Below are 22,657 nucleotides of genomic sequence, written 5' to 3'. Positions count from 1 at the left end.
GGCGACCGCCGGGTCCGGCCGCACCGACCACCGCCCCGCCCCGTTCCGCCCCGTTCCGCGACATGAGGACACACCATGCCGGATGAGCCGCTCCCACGCCGCGTACCCGTCGCCGTCGTCGGTCTCGGCGCCCTGCTGCCGGACGCCCGTGACGTCGAGCAGGGCTGGCGGCTGATCCTCGGCCGCCGGAACCTCATGCGGGACGTCCCGCCGACCCGCTGGCTGATCGACGACTACTACCACCCCGTACCCGGCACTCCGCAGAAGATCTACACGCGCCGCGGCGCGTTCCTGCCCACCGTCGACTTCGACCCCATGGCCTACGGCATCCTGCCGCAGAACCTCGCGTCTACGGACACCGCGCAGCTGCTCGCCCTGCTGGTCGCCGACCAGGTCCTGCGGGACGCCGCGGACGGCGGTGTCGCCCGGCCGGACGGCGACCGCGTCGCCGTGGTGCTCGGCACGGCCGCGCTGGGACTGCTCGTGGAGTCCAACGCCCCGACGCAGCGGCCGGTCTGGCTCAAGGCCCTGCGCGAGCACGGCCTGCCCGAGGCGGAGGCGCAAGCCGTCTGCAACCGCATCATTGCCCACTACCCCCCACCGACCGAGGCCACCTTTCCCGGCCTGCTCAGCAACGTCGTCGCCGGACGCATCGCCGCCCGGTTCGACCTGCACGGTACGAACCACACGACCGACGCGGCGTGCGCGAGCTCGTTCGCCGCCTTGTCCACCGCCCTCGACGAACTCTCCTTGGGCCGTGCCGACCTGGTCATCAGCGGAGGCGTCGACGTGTCGAACGACATCGGCATGTTCTGCTGCTTCACCACCACCCCGGCGCTCTCCCCGACGCAGGAGTGCCGGCCGTTCGCGGAGGACGCCGACGGGACCATGCTCGGCGAGGCCGTGGTGATGTTCGCCCTCAAGCGCCTGGCCGACGCCGAACGCGACGGGGACGGCGTGTACGCGGTCATCCGCGGCCTGGGCAGTTCCTCGGACGGGCGCGGCACGGCCATCTACGCGCCCAGGGCCCAGGGCCAGGCACTCGCCCTGCGCCGGGCCTACGAGGAAGCGGGCTACGCACCCGCCACCGTGGAACTCGTCGAGGCCCACGGCACCGGCACCAAGGCCGGGGACCAGGCCGAACTCGCCTCCCTGAGGGACGTGTTCGATGCGCCCGGCCGTGCCGGCCGGCAGTGGTGCGCCCTGGGATCGGTCAAGTCCCAGATCGGCCACACCAAGAGCGCGGCGGGGGCGGCCGGCCTGCTCAAGGCCGTCCTCGCCCTGCACCACAAGGTGCTTCCCCCGACCATCAACGCCGATCGCCCGCACCCCGGGCTGGACATGGAGACCAGCCCGTTCTACCTCAACACCCTGACCCGGCCGTGGATCCGGGCCGGGGACACCCCGCGCCGCGCGTCCGTCTCCAGCTTCGGGTTCGGCGGCAGCAACTTCCACGCCACGCTGGAGGAACACCGCGCCCCGGCGGGTGCTCCCGCCGGCTCCCGGCCCCGCCTGCGCACCGCACCGACGGAACTCCTGCTGCTCTGTGCCGAATCAGCCGAAGAGCTCCGCGAGCGGGTCGCGGACCTTCGGCGGGCCGCGGTGGAGGCCGGCGCGCGGCCGGCGCACGGGCTCGCCGGCCTGGCCCGGCGCAGTCAGGAGGACTTCCGGCCCGACGCGGGCCGGCGGTTCGCGGTACTGGCCACCGACACCGCCGGGCTCGTCGAGCGGCTCGACCGGGCCGCCGCGGCACTGGACACGGGGGAGAGCCCCTCCCGGCCGCTCGCCCTGCACTGGGGGACAGGACAGTGCGAGCCCGGCCGCCTCGCCTGGCTGTTCCCCGGCCAGGGATCCCAGTACGTCGGCATGGGGGCCGACCTGGCGGCCCACCACCCCGGAGCGCTGGCCGTCTGGGACGCGGTGGGTGGAACGGGCGGGACGGACCCCGGAGGAACGCCACTGCATCGCGTGGTCTTCCCCGCGCCCCTGCCGGACGGCCGACGCGCCGCACAGCAGGAGCTGCTCACGGCCACCGAGTGGGCGCAGCCCGCCCTGTCCGCGCACAGCCTGGCTCTGCTGGCCCTGCTGGACGAGTTCGGTCTTCGGCCGGACGCGGTCGCGGGCCACAGCCTCGGCGAACTCATCGCCCTGCACGCGGCGGGCGCCTACGACGGCGGAACGCTCATGCGCCTGTCCCGCGCCCGGGGCGAGGCGATGCGCGATGCCGCGGCCGCGACCCCGGGGGCGATGCTGGTGGTCCTCGCAGGCCACCCCGAGGTCAGGGACGCGCTGGCGCGGACCGGCGCGGCGGACGTGTGGATCGCCAACCACAACGGTCCCCGGCAGACGGTCGTTTCGGGCACTCCCGAGGCGATCGCGACGGTGACGGAACAGATGAAGGCCGACGGCATCGCCACCGTGCCGCCGGCCACCTCCGCCGCCTTCCACAGCCCGCTCGTCGCCGCCGCCCGCGCCCCCTTCTCCGCCGCCCTGACGGGTGCCGCGCTCTCGCCCCCGGGGCCGGAGGTCTTCTCCAACACCGATGCCACGCCCTACCCTGCCGACGCCGAGGAGATCCGCGCCCGCCTGGCGAGCCATCTGACCGAACCCGTGCGCTTCACGGAACAGGTCGAGGCCATGTACCGGGCCGGGGTGAGGACCTTCGTCGAGGCCGGACCGGGCACGATCCTCACGGCGCTGGTGGATCAGATCCTCGGTGACAGGCCCCACCTGGCCGTGCCCCTCGACCGGCGCGGGACGCACGGCGTGACCGCCTTCCAGGACGCGCTGGCCCGGCTCTCCGTCCACGGGATCGCCCTGGACTTCGCCTCCTACTGGCAGCACTACGCCGTGCCGTACTCCGCCGGCCAGGAGCGCGCGCCCAGGATGTCCGTACCGATCGACGGCGGCAATCACGGTCGACGATATCCACCGCAGGAGGGGGAGAACCCGAGGGACGGGGATCGGTGGGGGAGCGCGGAGCGGGGAAAGGCGGCGAACACGTCCGCCCCGTCCTCGGCGGGGCCGCCCGCGGCTCCCGCAGCGCCCGCAGCGCCCGCGGAGCCCGTACCGCCCGGTGTGTTCGCCATGCCCGAGGCGCCCGCGCTGCCCGGCTTTCACGCTCCCGCCGCGACGCCGCCCGGGCCCGGGCCGGTTCCGGCGGGGCTCCCCGTACCGCCGGACGTGGAGGCGGACGTGGCCCCGCCGCCGGACGAGCACGACGCCCGGGTCGCGCTGATCGAGGACGCCCAGCGCCAGACGGCCGACGCCCATGCCGTCTTCCTGCGGTCCATGAGCGAGGCACATCAGGCATTCCTGCGGATGTCCGAGACGTCCTTCGCGGCACTGGTGGGAGCAGCGCCCGGGGAGCCGGGCTTCCCGCTGCCGGAACGGGCTCCCGACCTGTACCCGGCCCCCGCGGTCGTGCCCCCGGCCGCCCGGCCGGACAGCACGGCGGCCCCCCAGTCCGCCGCCCCGGCCCTCGCGCCCTCTCCTGCCGTGCCGCAGGCCGTCGCATCCGTCACCGGGCCCGGACCGGCGGAGTTCGACCCCGCGCGGCTGGAAGAGCAACTGCTGGCCGTGGTGGCCGAGCGGACGGGCTACCCGATCGAGATGCTCGACCTGGACATGGAGCTGGAGTCGGAGCTGGGCATCGACTCCATCAAGCGCGTGGAGATCCTCTCCGTACTGCGGCAACGGATGGGGGAGTTGCCCGAAATGCAGGGCGACCCGACGGAGCTGGTGTCCCTGCGGACGCTCCGGCAGGTCGTCGGCAAGTTGCGGGAGGCGACCGGCGGCACGGAGGCGGTTGCGGACGCACCGGCGCTCGGGCCCGGTCCCGCCGAGACGCCGGCGCTTCCTCCTGCTCCTTCCGGTCCTTCCGGCTCCGCCACGGCGCCGGCACCGGAGCCGAAGCCGGTCCGGGCCCCGGCCGTCCTGGGGCGCTACGCGCTGCGCACCGTCCCCGCCCCGCCCACCGGGCTGGCGGTGCCCGGCCTGGGGGAGCACGTCGTCCACGTGGTCGACGGGGGCTCCGGCCTCGCCGCCCTCGTGGCCGGGCGCCTGGGCGAGCGGGGAGTCCCCGCCGAAGCCGTCACGGAATTGCCGCCGGAGAGCCGGGCGGTGCTGCTGCTGGGCGGCCTGGCCGAGGACCTGACGGTCGACGCCATGCTGGAGGTACAGCGGGACGCCTTCCGGGCGGCGCGCACGGTGGCACCGCGGTTCGCCGAGGAGGGCGGGGTGTTCGTCACCGTGCAGGACACCGGCGGGGACTTCGGAGCGGGGGGCGCGCAGGGCGAGCGGGCCTGGCTGGGCGGCCTCGCGGGACTCGTGCGGACGCTCGCCGGGGAATGGCCGGAGGCCGTGGTCAAGGCTATCGACTGCGCGCGATCGGGCCGTTCACCCGAGGCCGTGGCCGATGCGGTCGTCGGGGAACTGCTCCACGGAGGACCGTCGCTGGAAGCGGGCCTCCCCGCGGACGGGAGCCGTGTGACGGCAGTGGCCGTCGCCGCGCCGCCGGGAGCGGAGGACGGCGGCCCGGGACCCGACGACGTCATCGTCGTCACCGGTGGCGCCCGCGGGGTGACCGCCGCCGCGGTGACGGCCCTCGCCCGGTCCGGGCGGCCGCGGCTGGCCCTGCTGGGCCGCACCGAACTGGCCGACGAGCCCCCCGGGCTGCCGTCAGGGGCGGACGAACCCGCCCTCGTACGGGCGCTCGCCGCGCAGCGGCCGGGCACATCCCCGGCCGGTCTCGCTCAGGAGGCCCGTCGCGTCCTCGCCGTCCGCGAGATCCGGGCGACCCTCTCCGCGATCGAGGAAGCGGGCGCGCCCGTGCGTTACTTCCCGGCCGATACACGCGACCCCGACGCCGTACGAGCCGCTCTGCACGCCGTGCGCACCGAGTGGGGACCGGTGACCGGCATCGTCCACGGTGCCGGGGTACTGGCGGACAAGCGGATCGCGGACAAGACCGACCGGCAGTTCGACGACGTCTTCGGCACCAAGGTCTCGGGTCTGCGCGTCCTCCTGGACGCGACGGCCGCCGACCCGCTGCGGACCCTCTGCCTGTTCTCGTCCGTCGCCGGCTGTTTCGGGAACCCGGGGCAGAGCGACTACGCGATGGCCAACGAGACCCTCAACCAGGTGGCGACCACCGAGGCGGCCGCCCGCCCCGGCTGCCGGGTGCGAGCCCTGGCCTGGGGCCCCTGGCAGGGCGGCATGGTCACCTCCGCACTGGCGGACCACTTCGCGGCGGCCGGAGTGCCCCTGCTGGACGTCCCGGCCGGAGCACAGGCGTTCGTCGAGGAACTGACCCGCCCGGGCGAGGACGACCGGGTGGTCCTCATGGCACTGCCCGCCGGCGCCCGGGCGCAGGGAGGACTCCCCGCCGTCCTGCCGCCGACCGGGCTGCGCCACCCGCAGCCCGCCGGGGCGCGCGTCACCCCGGCCACACATCCGCACTTGGCCCACCACGTCATCCGGGGCCGGACGGTTCTGCCCCTGGCGCAGTCCCTGGAGTGGATCCTTGCGGCTGCCTGCGCCTGGAACCCTGCTGCCGCCGCCCTGACGCTGCGCGACGTCCGCGTCCTGCTGCCGGCCACCTGGGAAGAGACGGACGCCCGGAACAGGGAGTTCACCCTTCGCGGCACGAACGGGACCTCGGATCCCGGTTCGCTGACCGTGGAGTTGCGCGGTGAGGGGGGCCGCGTGCACTGCAGGGCGCTCGTGGCAACCGATGACGGCACGGCAGGCGCGATCCCGCCCGTACCGGCGGAGACGGATGACCCCGGCCTGCCGCCATGGGAACGTGGGGAGATCTACGACGGGGACGTGCTCTTCCACGGCCCGCTGCTGCACGCGCTGACGAGCGTCGAAGGGATGGGACCGGCCGGCGCCCGGGGCACCCTCGCAGGCCTGACCGTGCTGGGCTGGCCCGGTGACACGTGGCATGCCGACCCGGCCGCCCTCGACGGTGCCCTGCAACTCGCCCTGATCTGGGCGCGCGAGGCCCTCGGGCACGCCACGCTCCCGATGTCCGTGGGCACGTTCCTTCCCCACCGTCGTGGCCCCGCACAGGGCCCGGTCACCTGCACCCTCCTGCCGGTCCGGGCCGACGGCGGCCCGGACCGGTGCCACCTGCGACTGACCGGCCAGGACGGCACCCCCTTCGCCGACCTGCTCGATGTCGAGCTGGTCCGACGGCCGGACGTCCCCCCGGCCTCCGAAGGCGCCCCGAGCGAGGAGAGGCGGGACACCGGTGGCCTTTGAACCCATCGCCGTCGTGGGGCGCGGCTGCGTGCTGCCCGACGCGCTGAGCCCGGAGGCGTTCTGGCGGAACGTCCTCGACCGCCGGGTCAGCATCGGCCCGGTTCCGCAGGACCGCTGGGGGCTGTCAAGCACCGTGCCTGCCGTTGCCGAGGACCCGGCCCGGGCAGTCCACGGAGTCGGCGGATTCGTCCGCGGCTTCGACGACGTTTTCGATCCCGCCGCGTACGCCCTCGGCCGTGCGGAAGTCCAGAGCCTCGACCCGCTCTTCCAATGGGTCCTGCACGCCGGGCTCCGGGCCCTTGCCGAAGCCGGGCACCCGGCCGTCGCGCCGTCGCGCGCCGGCCTCGTCCTCGGCAACCTGTCGTACCCCTCCACAGCCGCCGCCCGGCACACCGAGCACGTATGGCTCGCTCAGCAGGAACCCCCGGTGCGGGACGCCCTGCTGGCAGCGGTGCCGCCCCGGCCCCATGCCTTCAACCGCTTCTCCTCCGGCCTCCCGGCCCTGCTCGCGGCCCGCGCGCTGGGGATGGAAGCCGGCGCCTACGCCCTGGACGCCGCCTGCGCCACCTCGCTGTACGCGGTCAAACTCGCCTGCGACCGGCTGCAGGACCGGGCGGCGGACCTGATGGTGGCGGGTGCGGTGAGCCGTTGCGATCCCCCGCTCATCCATGGCGGTTTCACGGTCATGGGTGCGCGCAGTCCGACGGGGCGAAGCCGGCCGTTCCACCGGGAGGCCGACGGCCTGGTGCCGTCCGAGGGCGCCGTCATGTTCGCCCTCATGCGCTTGAGCGACGCCCTGGCCCAGGACCGGCGGGTGCTCGCCGTGGTCCGGGGCGTGGGGCTCGGCAACGACGGACGCGCCTCCGGACTGATCGCCCCCGATGCCGCGGGCCAGGAGCGCGCGATGCGCGCGGCCTACGCGTCGGCCGGGGTGCCCCCCGAGTCCGTGGGGCTGCTGGAGTGTCACGCCACCGGGACGACCGTGGGAGACGCCGTCGAGGTCCGGTCGACGGGCCGGGTCTTCGCCGCTCACCGCGGGCTGCCGGCCGGATCCGTGAAGGCCAACGTGGGCCACCTGCTGACCGCCGCGGGCGGGGCGTCGCTGCTCAAGGTGATCGCCGCGCTGGGGGCCGGGGTCCTGCCGGCGTGCCCGCACGACGGCACCCCCACGACACTCGAGGGGCAGCCGATCCGGTTCCTCACGGAACACGAGGACTGGTCAGGCCCCCGCCGGGCGGCGGTGAGCGCGTTCGGCTTCGGCGGCTCCAACGCCCACCTCGTTCTCGACGCCGGGGACACGCACGACACCCCCTTGCCGCTCCCCGCCTCCGAGCCCCGGCCGGACGGCGTTCCCCTGGCGGTCGTCGCGCTCGCCGCCCGGGTGGGACGTGACGGCGGCACCGAGGACCTCGCCGTCGCGCTGTGCACGGGGCGGCCCGCCCGGGAACCGCGCCAGAGCGTCGACATCGCTCTGCAGGGCCTGCGGTTCCCTCCTGTGGACCTGCGGGAGACCCTGCCCCAGCAACTGCTGGTCCTCGACGCCGCGCGGGAGGCCGCCGGCGGCGTGTCCCTTCCGTCGTCGCGCACGGTCGTCGTCGTCGGGGCGGGCGTCGACCCGCAGGTGGGCCGGTACGCCGCCCGCCGCCGGATCGACGGCCTCTGGCAGCGTGCCGGGCTTCTTCCGCCACCCGGTGCGCCGACCGGGCTCCAGGACGCGTTCACACCTCCTGGCACCGCCGCCGGAGCTCTGGGCGCCATGATGAACATCGTCGCCAACCGCATCAACAGTCAGCTCGACCTGACCGGGCCCGGCCTCACCGTCTCGGCCGAGGAGGACTCCGGTACCACCGCCCTCGCCCTGGCCGCCCGCTTCCTGCGGGCGGGCGAGGCGGACGCCGCGGTCGTCGGAGCGGTCGACCTGGCGCACGACCCCGTACACCGGGCGGCCCTGCGCGACCTGGGCGTGGACAGGGAACCGGGGGACGCCGCGGTCGTCCTCGTCCTCAAACGGCTGCCGGACGCCGAGCGGGCCGGGGAACCGGTCCTCGCGATCCTGGACGACCAGCCCGACGGTGGCGCGTCCGACCTGCGGGTGAGTACCGTTCCCCTGGACGGCACGGAGGACTGCTGCGACAACTCCGCACTGTTCGGCACGCCGCACGCCGCCACCGGCCTGCTCGCCGTCGCGACCGCCGTCACCGCCTTGCACTTCGGATTCAGGCCCCGACCGGGCCGGTTCGCCGACATCGGAACGCCGTTGCGTACGGCCGAGGCCGTCGTCCCGGTCCTGGCGGGCCCGCAACGGCGGGTGCGGCTACGTGCCGCGCCCACGACCGGCGCGCCCGCCCGGCGCCACGGACAGGTCGCCTTCGTGTACACGAACGGTTCCGCCGCCTACCCCCACATGAGCCGGGAACTGACCCTCGCCCTGCCGGACCTCGCCGAGGCCGTCCGGCACCGCTGCGACACCGGGGACGGGGACGCCCCCTGGCCGCCCACGGACTTCGCCGGCACGGGCGTGCTCGGCAGGATCTGGGCCACCACCCGGCTCGCCGCCCTGCACACACTGATCACCCGGTACGTGCTCGGCCTGCGGCCCGACGCGGCCATCGGCTACTCCTCGGGCGAGACCTCCGCGCTGGTCGCTCTGGAGGCGTGGCCCGACGCCGCTGCCCTGGCCGAGGACGCCCGGCGCGGCGACCTGTTCACCCGTGACGTCACGGGCGAGTACCGGGCGGTCCGCCGCGCCTGGCAGGCCCGGGGCATCACCGGGCTCCGCTGGCGGAACTACCTGCTCACCGCACCGCTGGAAGAGGTCGAAGAAGCCGTCGCCGCCGAGCCGGCCGTGCACCTGATGGCGGTCAACGCCCCCGGCGTCTGCGTCATCGGAGGAGAGGAGAGCGCCTGCGCCGCCCTGGTACGGGACTGCTTCGCCCACCGGGCGGTCCGGCTCGACTACGACATCGCCGCCCACGCCCCCGAACTGGAGACGGTCCGAGACGCCTGGCACCGGCTGCACCGCCGGCGCACCGTGCCCGTCCCGGGCGTCCGCTTCTACCGGGGCGACACCGCCGAACCGTACGTGCCCACCGAGGAGAGCGCCGCCGACGCCATCACGGCCCAGTCCACCACGACGGTGGACTTCCCGGCGGTGATCGAGCGGGCCTACGCCGACGGCGTCCGCGTCTTCGTCGAGCACGGCCCCCTCTCCCTGTGCACCGACTGGATCGGCCGCATCCTGCACGGACGGGAGCATCTGGCGGTCGCACTCGACGAACCCGGCGGCCGTGCCCTGCACCGGTTGCGCCGGTCGGTGGAGCGCCTGGCGGCCGCCGGACTGTGCGACCCGGCACCGCTGCTGCGGCTGCTCGGGCCGGGCGATGCCGGACCTTCCGGACCGGTGGCGGACCGGATGCTGCGCGTACCGGCCCATCCCCCTGCCGTCAGGCTGCCCGCACCGTACGCACCCGTCACCGTCCTGCCCCCCGCACCGGCCCTGCCCCCGGTGCTCCCCACCGCCCCGACGAGCGGGGAACGGACCGCGGGGCCGCACGCCTCGCCACCCTCCCCGCCCGGCACCGCGGCCGTGGCACGGCACCGTGCCCGGGTCACCGCCCTGCACCGGCAGTACCTGACGGAGCAGGCCGCCCTGCACCAGCGGTTCCTGCAGGGACAGCGGCTGATGAAGGGGCAGCGACCGACGGAGGGTACCCTGCCCCGCTCGGCGGCCCCACCACAGGCCGGTCCGCTTCCGGTCCCCGCTCCGCCGGTCGCCCCGCCGCAGCGACCGGCCCTACCCGGACCGAAGTTCGACCGCGCACAATTGGAACGGCTGGCGGACGGCCCGGTCTCCGAGCTGCTCGGTCCGCTGTTCGCCCCCCAGGACGGCTACCGGCGCCAGACGCGACTGCCGGGGCCGCCCCTGCTGCTGGTGGACCGCGTCACGGGCATCGACGCGGAACCGGCCTCCATGGGAACGGGCACCATCTGGACCGAGACGGACATCCGGCTCGACTCCTGGTACCTGGACCACACCGGCCGGATCCCCGGCGGCCTGCTGGTCGAGGCCGGCCAGGCCGACCTGCTCCTCATCAGCTGGCTGGGCGTCGACCTCCTCAACCGGGGCGAGCGCGTCTACCGGCTGCTCGGCTGCGAAGCCACCTATCACGGCAGCGCACCGCGGGCGGGACAGACCCTGCGCTACGAGATCCACATCGACGGCCATGCGGAGCACCGGGGCACGCGGCTGTTCTTCTTCCGCTACGACTGCTTCGCGGGCGACGAGCCGGTCGTCAGCATCCGCAACGCACAGGCGGGATTCTTCACCGACGCCGAACTCGCCGCGGCCGGCGGCGTCGCGTGGACCCCGGGCGCGGCCCTCTCCCGCGACCTGCCCTTCGATCCGCCCACGCCGCCCCCCACCGCCGCGCGGTTCGGCGCCGACGCCGTACGGGCCTTCGCCGAGGGCCGCCCGTACGACTGCTTCGGACCCGCCTGGAACGTCACCCGCGCCCACGTGAGGACACCCCGCATCGACGGCGGACGGCTCCTGCTGATCGAGGAGATCACCGCGTTCGAGCCGACCGGCGGCGCACTGGGACGCGGCTACCTGCGCGCCGAGACGCGGCTGCACCCCGACGACTGGTACTTCGAGGGCCACTTCAAGAACGACCCCGTCATGGCAGGCTCCCTCATGAGCCACGGCGTGCACCAGGCCATGGCCTTCCACCTCGCCGCCCTCGGACTGACCATCGACCGCGACGGGGCCCGCTTCGAGGCCGAACCCGGCGTCACGGCCGTGTCGCGCTGCCGCAGCCAGGCGACCCCGGCGAGCCGGCACGTGGTCTACGAGATCCACGTCGGAGGCCTGAGCACCGGCCCGGAACCCGTGCTGTACGCGGAAGCCATGGTCAGCGTCGACGGCGTCAACGCCTTCCACGGCCGGAACCTCGCGCTGCGCCTGGTGCGGGACGCCCCGCTGGACCACTGGCGGGAACTGGGACCGCACCGTGAGCAGACCACCGGCGCATGCCCCGAACCCCGGCTCCTGGGCGGCCTCGTCGGCTATCACGAACGCCGCCCGGTGGTCACCGAGAACGGCTTCGCCCTCGACTACCCCTCGCTGCTCGCCTGCGCCTGGGGCCGCCTCGGCCAGGCCTTCGGGCCGTCCGCTGCCGCCTTGGACCGGGCGCCGACCACCATCCATCTGCCGGGCCCGCCCTACCACTTCATGAGCCGCATCGTGTCCCTCGACGCCTCTCCGGGCCGGCCGCGGCCGGGCAGCGTGGTCGTCGCCGAGTACGACGTGCCCGAGGAGGTGTGGTACTTCGAGCAGAACGGTACCGCCGTGATGCCCTGGGCGGTCCTGATGGAGGTCGCGCTGCAGCCGTGCGGCTGGCTGGCGGTCTGCACCGCCGACACCCGCTCCCTCACCACCGGGCCCCGGCTCGTCTTCCGTAATCTGGACGGCACCGCCCGACTGCACCGGCAAGTGCGGCCGGGCGTACGAATCGTGCGCACTCGAGTGGAATTCACCGGCTCCGCCGGGCACGGGGACACGACGATCGTCTCCTTCACCGTCGACTGCACGGCCGACGGGGCGCCCCTGCTGACCACGACGGCGTCGTTCGGGTTCTTCCCGCAGACCGCGCTCGACCGGCAGGTCGGCCTGCCCGCCGATGCCGATGAGCGTACGCAGTGGGCTGCGCCCTGCGACGTGAGTGCCGACCTCACAGCGCAACGCCCGGCCGGTGGCGCACGGCTTCCCGGCCCCATGCTGCGGATGCTGGACCGCGTCACCGGCCACTGGCCGGACGGCGGCCCGGCGGGCCTGGGCCGGCTGCGGGCGGAGAAGCCGGTGGACGCCGGTGCCTGGTACTTCAAGGCGCACTTCTTCAGGGACCCGGTCCAGCCCGGTTCCCTGGGTGTGGAGGCGATGGCCCAGCTGTTGCAGTTCCACCTGTTGAAGTCAGCTCCGGCGTCGGCGATCGCCGGCGGCACCCTCGAACCCCTGACGGGGCGGGAGTTCACGTGGCGCTATCGAGGCCAAGCCGTCCCTGCCGACGGGCGGATCACCGTCGGCATCGACATCACCGAGCAGGGCGAAGACGAAGAGGGACGCCACGCCCGGGCCGACGGCTGGCTCTGGGTGGACGACCGCCGTATTTACCGGGTGCGGGGGCTGGGTGTGCGACTGGGCCGCACATGAAGGGGGAGGGTCGTCAGGTCCGGGGTGGGCACCGGAGAGCGCGGGTGGCCGAGTGCGCCTCCTGGAGCGCTGATGCAGCCTCTGGTGAGCGTTTGTGCACGGAGGGTGAGGAAAGCCTCTCGGTGCGTCTTGAGGCGGCAGTCGCCGCCCTGACTCTCGGGAGGTCCGCCATCAACACCATCCGTCGTGCCGTCGCAGCAGCCGCGGCAGGGGTTCTCCTCACCATCGGGAGCGTGGCCATGGCCACGCCCGCCCACGCCGACAACGAGGGCGCGAAGTTGTACTGCGCGCTGGTCCGGGCCCTCTACGACCAAGCGCAGTTCATCGGGTGCCAGAACCTGGAGTGAGAGCCCGTCCACCATGGCACGCGGACCCCTTTGCGTGCCGCGTGACGGGGCCTCCGCCGGCCAGGACCGGCGGAGGTCCCGCGCCGTTGCGGCAGCGTCACCGGTGTTGCGGCGCGTGCTCGGCGCAGCCGAGTGCGCGGACGACCCCCGCGATGCCGTCCTGCTGCCCGATCATCGCCCCGATGCGGCGGGTCCGTTCGCGGTAGCGGCCGTCGGCGAGGAGCCGCGTGAGGGCAAGGCCGAGGTTGTCGCTGTCGAGGCGGGGCATCGGAACGACGGCGGGGGTGAGGCCGAGTGCGTGGAGCCGGGCGGCCCAGAAGGGCTGGTCGAGCTTGAAGGGGACCGGGAGGGTGGGGAGAGCGGCTTGCAGGGTGGCGTGAACGGTCCCCGGCCCCGCGTGGTGGACGGCGGCGGCCATGCGCGGGAAGAGCCAGGCGTGCGGGCATTCCTCGATGGTGAGGATGTCATCGCCTTCGCCGTCGCCTGCCAGGCCGGCCCAGCCGCCTTGGACGACGGCGCGGATCCTGAGTCGGCGGACGGTGCGGGTGATGATCCGGGACAACTGTTCCGCATGGCCCCGGCCCATGCTGCCGAAGCCGAAATACACGGGTGCGGGCCCGGAGGCGAGGAAATCGGTGAGACGGTCATCGGGCCGCCAGTCCGGCGGCTGAGCGGGCCGCCAGACGCCGACGGTCTTGTGCCTGGAGGGCAGAGGCATGCGGTCGGGCAGCAGAGCGCTGCCGAAACCGTAGTACACCGGGTGGCGACGGGCGGAAGGGATCAGGGTGTCGCCGGTGAAGCGGTGGCGCAGGCCGAGTTCACGTCGTAGGGCGGTGACCACCGGCGCGTACAGCGGGCCGAGGATGCGTTGGACCAATGCATCGGCGACGGTGTAGCGCAGGCGCGGGGTCCCGGAGATGAGCCGCGGAAGCATCATGGCGTGCGAGACGGTGAAGACGCCGATGCACGGCAGGCGGAGCCCTTCGCCGATGACAGCCGCCTGAGGGTGCATCAGGGGATGCGCGAGGAGCACGTCGGCGCCTTCGCCGGCTGCTTCCAGAAGCACCTTGCCTGCGGTGAGCGCCATGTCCTGGCCGTTGGCGATCCGTGCGCGGCGCGGTTTGTGCGCTCCCACCGCCGCTTCCTGCTCGTCCAGGGGCATGGCCCGTACCCGGAACCCGTGTTCGCGGAAGAGGGCCGCGTACCGCCGTGAGGTCACCACCGTCACCTGGTGGCCGGCCTTGCTCAGGCCGGTTGCGAGGCCGGTGTAGGGGGCGATGTCGCCGGTGGTTCCCCAGGCGGCCAGGAGGATACGCTGCGGCGTGGCCGGTTGAGGCTTGAGGGGGGATTGCATGGCTGCGGGACTCCCGGAGTTCAGGGCATCGTCTCGATCGAGCAGTGCTGCAGGGTGCCGAGCGGCCTGCCGTCCAGGAAGAGCGTGACGAGAGCGGCGAAGTCGGCGTCGCGCTCCATGTGCAGCAGGTGGTCGGCGTTCTTCATGACGACGAAGGTCGCGCCGCTGATGGTGGCTGCGACGGCCCGGTTGTCGGCGACGGTGGTGGCGGTGTCGAACTCGCCCACTCCGACGAGTGAGGGAACGCCGCGGAGGCCACCCGGGGGCAGCGGGTCGCGCAGCAGGAGGAACCCGCGGTCGTGGACGTAGCGGACGAGGGGGTCGCCGGGGGACGCGGCGAGCTGGTCGAGCACGACGCGCCCTGCGGCTTTGATCAGCAGGTGCCGTTCTGCCGCCGCGGTGTTGGTCAGGACGCCGACCAGGTCGCGGGCGGCTCGCAGCCGATCGGACGGGCCCTCGGTGGAGCGCGGGTTCCGGGTGTCGGCCTCCTGGTGCAGTCCTTTGCTGATCAGTTCCGCCAGGCGAGGGGCGGGCCGGGGCGAAGCGCCGAAGAGCATCAGCCGCGTGACGCGATCGGGGTGGCGCTGGGCGAGTCGGTAGCCGATGGGATAGCCGGAGGAGACACCGAGGACGGCGAAGCGGTGGATACGGAGCCGGTCCATGGCGTGCAGGGCGGCGTCGGTGAGGTCGTCCCAGCTCAGGCTCTGCGCTGCCTGCCCGGGCGTGCGGGCGGGTGGCAGGTCGGGGATGACGAGGGGGAGCCGGGAAGCCACGTGGCGCTCGAAGCGTGCCCACGAGTGCCTGGTCTGCAGGCCGCCGCTGAGGACGAGGAGCGGTTCGGCGCCGGCCGGGCCGTACGGGACGACGGTCCTGCACGGGAAATCCACGGCCCTCCAAGGGATGCGGCGGTCGTGCGCACCGGCATCTGCGGACAGGAGCGGGGAGCCTTGCCGGGTCACGCCTTCGCCGCCAAATGCCTTCCGATGAGTGCCGCGAGGTCGGCGACGGTGGAGTTCGCCGACAGGTCGGCTTCGGTGATCACCAGGCCGTACTCGTCCTCGATGACCATCGCGAGTACGGCGACGGCCATGGAGTCCACGCCGGCCTCCGCCAACGTGGCCTCCGGGGTGACCGGTCCGGGAGGCAGTCCGGCCTTCCCGGTCAGAATGCCGATGACCGTCTTCTGCATGTCGTCCATGCGCCTGGCCTTCCGGACGTGACGGGTGGGGGTTGCCGACTGTGAGTGACAGCCGGGGGAGGGGCCGCCGCGGCGCTCCGAGGTCGTGAGTCACAGGTGGGCAGTGAGAGCGTGTGGCCATGTGGCGGTGGTGGCGGCCCATGACAGGCCGCTGCCGAAGGCCACCATCAGCACCCGCTGATCGGGTTTGATCGCGCCGTCGGAGGCGGCGTGTGCGAGCAGGATCGGAACGGACGCCGCGGCGGTGTTGCCGACGTGCTCGATGTTGGACGGCATGCGGGCGGTCGGGAAGGACAGGGTGGCGGCCACGGCCTGTGTGATCGTCGCGTTCGCCTGGTGCGCGACGAGCACGTCGACGTCCTCCAGGCTCCAGTGTGCGGCCTCGGCGGCGGCGATCGCGGCGGCGCTCATGCGCTTGACGGCGTTGCGCACGACTTCGGTGCCGCGCAGGTGCAGGTACGCATCGGCGCCGCCGAGGTCCGGTGCGGGCGTGCGTCGGCGGGAGCCGCCGGCTGGGATGGCGATGGCGTCGGCGAGGGTGCCGTCGCTGCCCCATACCGATGGGCCGAAGGTGGGGGGCTCACCGGGTTCGGCCCGCCGCAGCACGGCTGCGCCGGCGCCGTCGCCGAAGATCGGGGCGGTGCTGGAGTCCCGGGGGTCGACCATGGTGGAGGAGCTTTCGGCGCCGATCACCAGGACCGTTCCCGCGGTGGCGGCGGCGATCAGCCCGCGGGCGAGCTCGCAGCCGTAGAGGAACCCCGAGCAGCCGGCGTTCAGGTCGAAGGCGGGGACGCCGGTCATGCCCAGGCGGCTCGCGACTTCGGGAGCCCCGGCGGGGCAGAGCCGGTCCGGGGTCGTGGTGGCCAGGACGAGCGCGTCGACGCGCGACGCCCCGGCCGAGGCCAGCGCGCGGGCGCCCGCCTCCGTGGCCAGGTGCACGGTGGCCTCGCCGTCGCTGACACGGTGCCGGCGGGCGATGCCGATCCGCCGCCGTACGAAGTCGTCCATCACGGGGCCCATGAGATCCGCGTTGGTCACCACGGTCGGCGGCAGCCAGCACCCCAGTCCCGCCAGTACGGTGTTCGTCTTCTGCTCTTCTGCCACGGTTCTTTCCGTTGGGGCGGGGTGGCGGGTGGTCGTCACCCGACAGCCATGGCCGGTTCGGTCAGGTAGTCGAGATCGGTGAGCGGGCGGCCGGTGAAGAACCGCATCACCAAGTCGCTCGCCTCGTAGCGGCGTTGCAGGAACACCCAGTGGTCCGCTTCGCCGATCGCCGCGAACGTGCAGTCCCCGATCGTGGCCGCGAACTCCTTCTGCTCCTGCAGGGAGCTGATGGTGTCGTGCTCGCCGCAGAACACCAGCGTGGGTACGCCGTGCAGACCGCCCTCGGGATCCAGGTTCTCCAGGACCGAACGCTCCATCGTCCGGAACCCGTGCGCGCTGCCGGTGACGGCCCGCAGGGTCATCCGCTTGACCAGCTGACGCACCACATCGCGGTTCCTGACGGTCGCCTCGGCGTCGGAGCACAGGAACATCTCCGCCAGGACGTCGACGAACCCGTTCGCATCCCCGGACAGCATCCGCCGGGCGCCGCGCATCCACAGGTCGATGAGTTTGTCGCTGATGCGGACGGGCACGCCGCCCAAAGCCAGCTTGGCGTACCGGTCCGGGCGTCTTTGCGCGCAGCGGAAGGCGACCGCTGATCCGAAGGAGTAGCCGAGGAAGTTGACGCGCTCCAGGCCGAGGTCGTCGATGATGATCTCGATGGCCCGGCACATGGTCTCCATGTCCTGCTCGGGCCGCAGCGGCGTGGATTCACCGGCGCCGGGGAGGTCCACCGAGATCAGGCCGGCGTGGGGCAGGACGTGACGCTCCATGATGGACCAGCCGTGCATGCCTTGCAGAACGCCTCCGAGGACGAGCACGGGATCGATGGCGGGGGCGTCGCTGTTCACCACCTGGTAGGAAAACGACAGCCCGTCCAATTGCAGGGCGTGGGTGATCGTCTTGGTCACAGCTCTCCGTCGCAGGTCGGGTCGGTTCGTTCGGAGTCAGCCGATCGCGGACGCGTCCTGCTGCCGGTCGCCCGCCGCGTCCAGGGCCTGCTGTACGAGGTCGGCCGTCTCCTGGAGCGTGGTGTTCCCGGAGGCCAGCGAGTCGTCCAGCTGGATCCTGTAGTGGTCGGAAAGGGTCACGAACATTTCCACCTGCGCGATGGAGTCCAGCTCGAGGCTGTCGAACGAACGGCCGCCGGTCAGTTCCCCGGGATCGAGGTCGTAGGTGGTGGCCAGGTAGTCGCGAATGAAGTCGAACGGCCGCTGAACCGGCTCCCCCATGAAAAACTCCTTACCGTCGTGCGGGTTTGAGATCGGGCCAGGACAACGCGACCGCCCCCCATACAGCGCCGCCTCCGAACGCGGTCAGCAGCGTCCGCGTACCGGGGGCGACGGCCCGGGCCTCGACCAGATCGTCCATGACCAGAGGAATCGATGCCGAAGAGGTATTGCCGACTTTATGAACGTTCCCGAAGCGGCTGGCATCGGGCACTCCCACCAAGTCGGCCACCTTGTCCAGGATCCGCTGGTTGGCCTGGTGGCCGATGAACGCGCCGACGGAATCCACCGGCCATCCCGCCCTCTCCAGCAATTCCCGGGACACCTCGGTCATCCGGCGCGCCGCGTGGGCGAACATCTGCGGCCCCTGCATCCGCAGGCAGCGGTCCGCCACCGGCGCGGCACCCCCGGGGTCCGGCCGGCGGGAGCCGCCGGCTTCGACCACGGCGAGGTCCTTCTGCATGCCGTCGCTGCCCAGGCAGGTCGCCTGAACGGCGCCGGGCTCGTCGGGCTCGCCGCCGCGCAGCACCACGGCCCCGGCCCCGTCGGCGAAGACCACGGCGGTGCCGCGGTCCGAGGGGTCGGTGATCGTCGACAGCGTCTCCGCGGCCAGGACCAGCACGCACTCCGCCGACCCCGACCGGATCCACGCGTCGCCCACGGCCAGCCCGTAGGTGAACCCCGAACAGGCCGCCGCGACGTCGAACGCCGGCAAGGTGCCCAGTCCCAACCGGGCGGCGACCCACGGAGCCGTTGCCGGTGAATGGTGGTCGGGCGTCGTGGTCGTCAGTACGACGAGGTCCACGACCGGATCGCCGGCGCTGCGCAGGGCCGCGCGGCCCGCTTCGACCGCGAGGTCCCCCGTGCCGGTTCCCGGCTCCACCCACCGTCTGCACCCGATCCCTGTCCTGCTGCGAATCCACTCGTCACTCGAACCGAGATGCGCAAGCGCCGGGTCGTCGTTACGGATCACGCGCGGAGGGAGGTGGGAACCGACACCGGCCACCACGGCAGCGGAACTGGCCATACGAATCCCCCGGATCGACAGCAAGCCTGTGATCGTGCGTCAATCGTGCGCCACTGTATTTCACGCATTAAGTGCCCGTCAAAGGAGTCGGGGATTCCTTCTGACGATCACGTTTACCGTGCAACGAAAGTGCGATCATCGAACGAGCAGGCATCCGCATTCTTGTTCCGGCGATGGATGTATGTGGCCGTGAGCTGTTTGATTTCCGCTCGCCCCGTATTAGGGAACGCTTGCGCCCTGACCGCTTCAGATCTTGCGGTGCCGCGTCACCGTGCGCGGACCACTCACGCCACGGTGGCTTCCAGAATCAGTGCCTGCGGCGCGCGGAGGTACGCGGACCAGTAGGCGTCTCCGAGAAGCCTCCGGCCCCGCGGCGACACGGTCGGAGGTGTCCAGGACGTGCCGGCGAAGCCCGCCGCGCGGGCGGCTCTTTCGTAGGTCCTCCGCGACCACCAGTGCGCGGTGACGTGCAAGCGGCCGCCGGGGAGGAGCGCGTCCAGGGTGACGGGGGCGCCCTCCCGTTCTTCCGGCTGCGTCAGGGTGAAGCCGTAGGGGGCGTAGTAGGCGGTGCCCCGCCCGTAGTCCGGGTTGAGCGTGACGGCGACGAGGCGGCCTCCGGCGGGGCGCAGCGCGCGGCGGGCCGTGGTGAGGACGGCGGTGAGCTCCTGCTCGGAGCGGGCGTAGCACAGGACGTAGACGCTCAGGACGAGGTCGGTGGTGCCGTCGAGGCCCACGGCGGCCGGGCGGGTGGCGTCGGCGTGCACGTACCGGACGCCCACCGGCCGTGCCCGCTCGACGGCCCGTGCCGTGGCCAGCATGCCCGCGGAGCTGTCGGCGCCGGTGACGCGGGCCGCGCCCCAGGCCGCCAGGCGACGGGTGTAGAGGCCCGAGCCGCATCCGAGGTCGAGCGCGTCGAGCCCGGTGACGTCACCGACGGCCCGCCGGACCGAGTGGTGTTCCAGGTGCTCACGGAACGGCAGCCGGGCGGATTCCTCGTAGAGGGCGCCCAGGGCGTCGAACGCGTCCGTTCTTCCGGCCGCGCCCGCCGTGTTGAGGTCGCTCATACGGGATTACCTCCAGACGACGGGCAGGGTGGCGGGCCGGATGAACATGGAGGTGGTGTCCCAGGCGATCTCCCGGGGTGACACGGCAAGCTCCAGACCGGGCAGGCGCTCGAACAGGGCGTGGTAGGCGACGGTCAGGGCAGTGCGCGCCTGGGCGGCGCCGAGGCAGTAGTGGGGGCCCGCTCCGAAGGTGGGGTCGGCGTTCTCCCGCCGCTGGATGTTGAACCTGGCGGGGTTGCGGTAGTGGGCGGGATCCCAGGTGGCGCCGAGCATCGTGGCGCACACGGCGTCGCCCTCGCGGATGAGCGTGCCGTGCAGTTCGACGTCCTCCAGGGCGATGCGCGGCAGTCCGAGGACGCCGTTGTGGTGGTACCGCAGTACCTCCTCGACCGCAGCCGGCCACAGGGCCGGATCCGCGAGGCAGCGCAGGAGCTGGCCGCGGTGGAGCAGGAGCGTCAGAGGGCCGGTGGCCATGGGGGAGACCAACGATTCCACGCCGGTGACGAGCAGGTAGGAGGCCGTCCCGTACAGCTCCTCCTCCGTGATGTCCCCTGCTTGACATGCTGTCAGAAGCGCGCCCAAGGGGTCGTCGCGTCGGGACCGATCGGCACGGCGAAGGTCGACGGCCCGCCGCGTGAAACCGGTGACGGCCTCGGTCGCGGCGGCCACCTCCGCACTGTCGGCGGCGAAGCCCGACTGCGCGGCGAACCCCGCTGCGCCCTGTTCCCACAGCGACCGGGGAACGCGCAGAAGCGCACAGGCCAGCCGCGGCGGGAGGGGAGCGGCGAAGGCCTCCATGAGATCGCAGGGATTGGGACCGCGGGCCGTTTCGCCGAGGACCTCGTCGACCAGTGCGCGGATCACCGGGCGGCAGCGCGCGGCCGCCGTGCGCGTGTAGTAGGGCGCGAGGATCTGGCGGAGCCGGGTGTGGTCCGGCGGGTCGAGGTTGAAGAGGGACCCGGGCACGGCGGTGAAGTCCTCGCCGACCACCCGCGGAGCCCCAGCAAAGGCGAGTCTGCGCGAGAAGCGCCGGTCGGCCAGGACCGAGCGGATGTCGTCCCCGCGCGTGAGCATCCAGGCCCGCGCCCCGGACGGCAGCAGGACGGGGCAGACCGGACGGTGGGCCCGCGCCCAGTGGACGACGGGCGGCGGTGTGCCCATGGGGCCGAGGGCGAACGGGTAGCGCAGGGGCAGGGAAGGGGCGGTCGACGGCATCGGCAGGGCGGTCACAGAGCCGCGGCCTCCCGGCCCGAAGACGCCCTGTAGGGCGAGCCCTGTACGTCCTCCGCCGCGCTGCCGGGGGACGGCCCCCTGGCGGGCGTGACGACGACGAAGCCCTGCCCCGGAGCGGGAGACAGCGCGGAGCCGTCCTCCAGGAGCGACTCGATGAGCGGGATGCGCCGGTGGTAGACGAGGACCGACGAGCCGACGCCGAAGATGCCGGGCGAATCGAGCATGACCGGCAACTCCGCCCAGGCGTAACGAGCCGCGGTGTCCAGCGCCTCCTCGGACAGCCCCGGATCCGGTGCCGGCCGCGACGATCCCCGCTCCCGTACGCCGAGCGCGCCGGCCACGGCCGCCCGGGCGACGGCCCGGCATGCCGCGCGGACACCGGGATCGTGGCGGTACATGTGTTCCGCGGTGCGGCGCAGTTGCCGGTATCGAGGCAGCGCCGCCAGGGACGTACCCGTGTGGACCCGGCCCTCGCCGCACCCGGCGCGGGCGAGCGCGCGCTGCGCCGGACCGCGGAGCTTCTTGACCGCCCTGCGCGCCCGGCCCACCGCCACGGACGGTTCCACGCCGGCAGCGATGAGGGTGTAGGCCGCCTCGTAGCTCGGGATGAACACGTCCACCGTGCGGAAGGTGCCGGCGGCCCACTCCACCAGGGACTCGACCCGCCGCGCCGTGAAGTAGCCGTTCCACGGCGACAGTCCGATCAGAGCGTGCTCGGCCGCCATGAGATGGCGCCCGCACCGCTCGGTGCAGGGAAGCGTGCGATAGGGGGGTGTGGTCTCCATGGGCTCGGTGGGATCTCCATGGCGGTGCGGGTTCGCGTCGGGCGTTCTCGTTGCGGGGTGCGCTGTCCGGTGGGCACATGGTGACGCAACGCCCGCGCCGCGGGCCGTATCCCACGCCGGATGCAGCGGGTCCGCCGCCCGGGTCACTCCGGGTGCCGGTGCATTCGGGTGGCTTCACGTGCATCCCGCGTACGGCGGAACACGGCGGGAGACTCCTCAGGGAGTTGCCACGCGTGTGCACATCAAGAGCAAGAGCCGCCTGCACCTCGAGAAAGGAAACCGGCATGCTGGGAGACAAGCTGAACCCCGGGGAACTCGTCCGCTTCGGTGAAGGGCGTGGCGAGTACCATCTGACGGCCCGAGCGGCCGCGGCCTTGCAGGAAGCCGGGATCACGCTGAAAGCGCTGTCCCCCGGCGAAGCGCACACCAATGGGAACGGGGGAGTGTCGCTTCCCATCACCGGCGGAGGCATCAGCCCGGACTTCTCCCGGGGCACGCTGCAGTGCAAGGGCGGCTTCGACTTCGCCCACGGGGACGGCCGCAGACTGCAGATCCGTGACCACTGGGCGGACGCGGCGGCCTCGCGCTACTACGCCACCGTCGACGGCCGCGAAGTGCCCTGGCTCGCCTTCCGCCTGGACCCGCAGGTGCTGTCACTGACCCCGGCCCGGCTGACGGCGAAGCTCCCGGTCACGCTGACCGATGAGGGGGCGGCGTTGTTCACGGAGGTGCTGGGCGTCTCCCCGGTCCCTGCGGGCGAGGGCCTCTTCGACACCGAGGGCCGGGTGTCGCTGATGAATACGCCGGTGGGCCTCTGACGTAAGCGGTTCGAACACGGAAC

14 protein-coding genes are annotated in these 22,657 nt (G+C 73.1%); 4 read left to right on the top strand and 10 right to left on the bottom strand.

From position 1 onward, the window contains the following. Window positions 1-75: 75 nt before the first annotated feature. The 3 genes from V7793_RS03320 to V7793_RS03310 all read left to right on the top strand — a co-directional run bounded on the left by V7793_RS03320 (window position 76) and on the right by V7793_RS03310 (window position 12,822). A complete protein-coding gene (locus tag V7793_RS03320) occupies window positions 76-6,267 on the top strand; it encodes an SDR family NAD(P)-dependent oxidoreductase (RefSeq protein ID WP_335581360.1) in 6,192 nt (2,063 codons plus the stop codon). Further along, complete coding sequence (locus tag V7793_RS03315) at window positions 6,257-12,475, top strand: beta-ketoacyl synthase N-terminal-like domain-containing protein (RefSeq protein WP_335581359.1); 6,219 nt, start codon at window positions 6,257-6,259, stop codon at window positions 12,473-12,475. The genes V7793_RS03320 and V7793_RS03315 overlap by 11 nt, the downstream gene beginning before the upstream one ends. A gap of 122 nt (window positions 12,476-12,597) precedes the next feature. After that, window positions 12,598-12,822: a hypothetical protein gene (locus V7793_RS03310; RefSeq protein ID WP_335581358.1), complete on the top strand. Its 225-nt coding sequence runs from the start codon at window positions 12,598-12,600 to the stop codon at window positions 12,820-12,822. Between the two features lie 97 nt (window positions 12,823-12,919). Here V7793_RS03310 and V7793_RS03305 read toward each other — a convergent pair whose 3' ends face one another. The 10 genes from V7793_RS03305 to V7793_RS03260 all read right to left on the bottom strand — a co-directional run bounded on the left by V7793_RS03305 (window position 12,920) and on the right by V7793_RS03260 (window position 21,816). Continuing rightward, entirely contained in the window at window positions 12,920-14,176 is a 1,257-nt protein-coding gene (locus V7793_RS03305; protein WP_335581357.1) for a glycosyltransferase, read from the bottom strand. A 20-nt stretch (window positions 14,177-14,196) separates the two neighbouring features. After that, window positions 14,197-15,063: an alpha/beta fold hydrolase gene (locus V7793_RS03300; RefSeq protein WP_335581356.1), complete on the bottom strand. Its 867-nt coding sequence runs from the start codon at window positions 15,061-15,063 to the stop codon at window positions 14,197-14,199. Between the two features lie 68 nt (window positions 15,064-15,131). Further along, a complete protein-coding gene (locus V7793_RS03295) occupies window positions 15,132-15,374 on the bottom strand; it encodes an acyl carrier protein (RefSeq protein WP_335581355.1) in 243 nt (80 codons plus the stop codon). 90 nt (window positions 15,375-15,464) lie between these two features. Next, a complete protein-coding gene (locus tag V7793_RS03290; protein ID WP_335581354.1) occupies window positions 15,465-16,478 on the bottom strand; it encodes a beta-ketoacyl-ACP synthase 3 in 1,014 nt (337 codons plus the stop codon). A gap of 35 nt (window positions 16,479-16,513) precedes the next feature. Beyond that, window positions 16,514-17,389 (bottom strand): alpha/beta fold hydrolase, encoded by an 876-nt coding sequence (locus V7793_RS03285; RefSeq protein ID WP_335581353.1) that lies wholly within the window; start codon window positions 17,387-17,389, stop codon window positions 16,514-16,516. Window positions 17,390-17,425: 36 nt separating this feature from the next. Continuing rightward, complete coding sequence (locus V7793_RS03280; protein WP_335581352.1) at window positions 17,426-17,710, bottom strand: acyl carrier protein; 285 nt, start codon at window positions 17,708-17,710, stop codon at window positions 17,426-17,428. A 10-nt stretch (window positions 17,711-17,720) separates the two neighbouring features. Then, entirely contained in the window at window positions 17,721-18,734 is a 1,014-nt protein-coding gene (locus V7793_RS03275; RefSeq protein ID WP_335581351.1) for a beta-ketoacyl-ACP synthase III, read from the bottom strand. Window positions 18,735-19,018: 284 nt separating this feature from the next. Next, on the bottom strand, window positions 19,019-19,798 hold the full coding sequence (locus tag V7793_RS03270; RefSeq protein WP_335581350.1) for a class I SAM-dependent methyltransferase: 780 nt from the start codon (window positions 19,796-19,798) through the stop codon (window positions 19,019-19,021). Window positions 19,799-19,804: 6 nt separating this feature from the next. After that, window positions 19,805-21,028 carry a cytochrome P450 gene (locus tag V7793_RS03265; RefSeq protein WP_335581349.1) on the bottom strand — a complete coding sequence of 408 codons (1,224 nt, stop codon included), beginning with the start codon at window positions 21,026-21,028 and terminating at the stop codon, window positions 19,805-19,807. Beyond that, window positions 21,025-21,816: a tRNA-dependent cyclodipeptide synthase gene (locus tag V7793_RS03260; RefSeq protein WP_335581348.1), complete on the bottom strand. Its 792-nt coding sequence runs from the start codon at window positions 21,814-21,816 to the stop codon at window positions 21,025-21,027. The genes V7793_RS03265 and V7793_RS03260 overlap by 4 nt, the downstream gene beginning before the upstream one ends. Window positions 21,817-22,100: 284 nt before the next feature. Between V7793_RS03260 and V7793_RS03255 the strand changes: the two genes are divergently transcribed. Next, window positions 22,101-22,634, top strand: a complete 534-nt coding sequence (locus tag V7793_RS03255; protein ID WP_335581347.1) for a hypothetical protein — start codon at window positions 22,101-22,103, stop codon at window positions 22,632-22,634. Window positions 22,635-22,657 lie beyond the last annotated feature (23 nt).

It is taken from the genome of Streptomyces sp. KLMMK (assembly GCF_036961605.1).
Classification (GTDB): Bacteria; Actinomycetota; Actinomycetes; order Streptomycetales; family Streptomycetaceae; genus Streptomyces; species Streptomyces telluris.
This window is presented reverse-complemented; position numbering and strand designations above follow the sequence as displayed.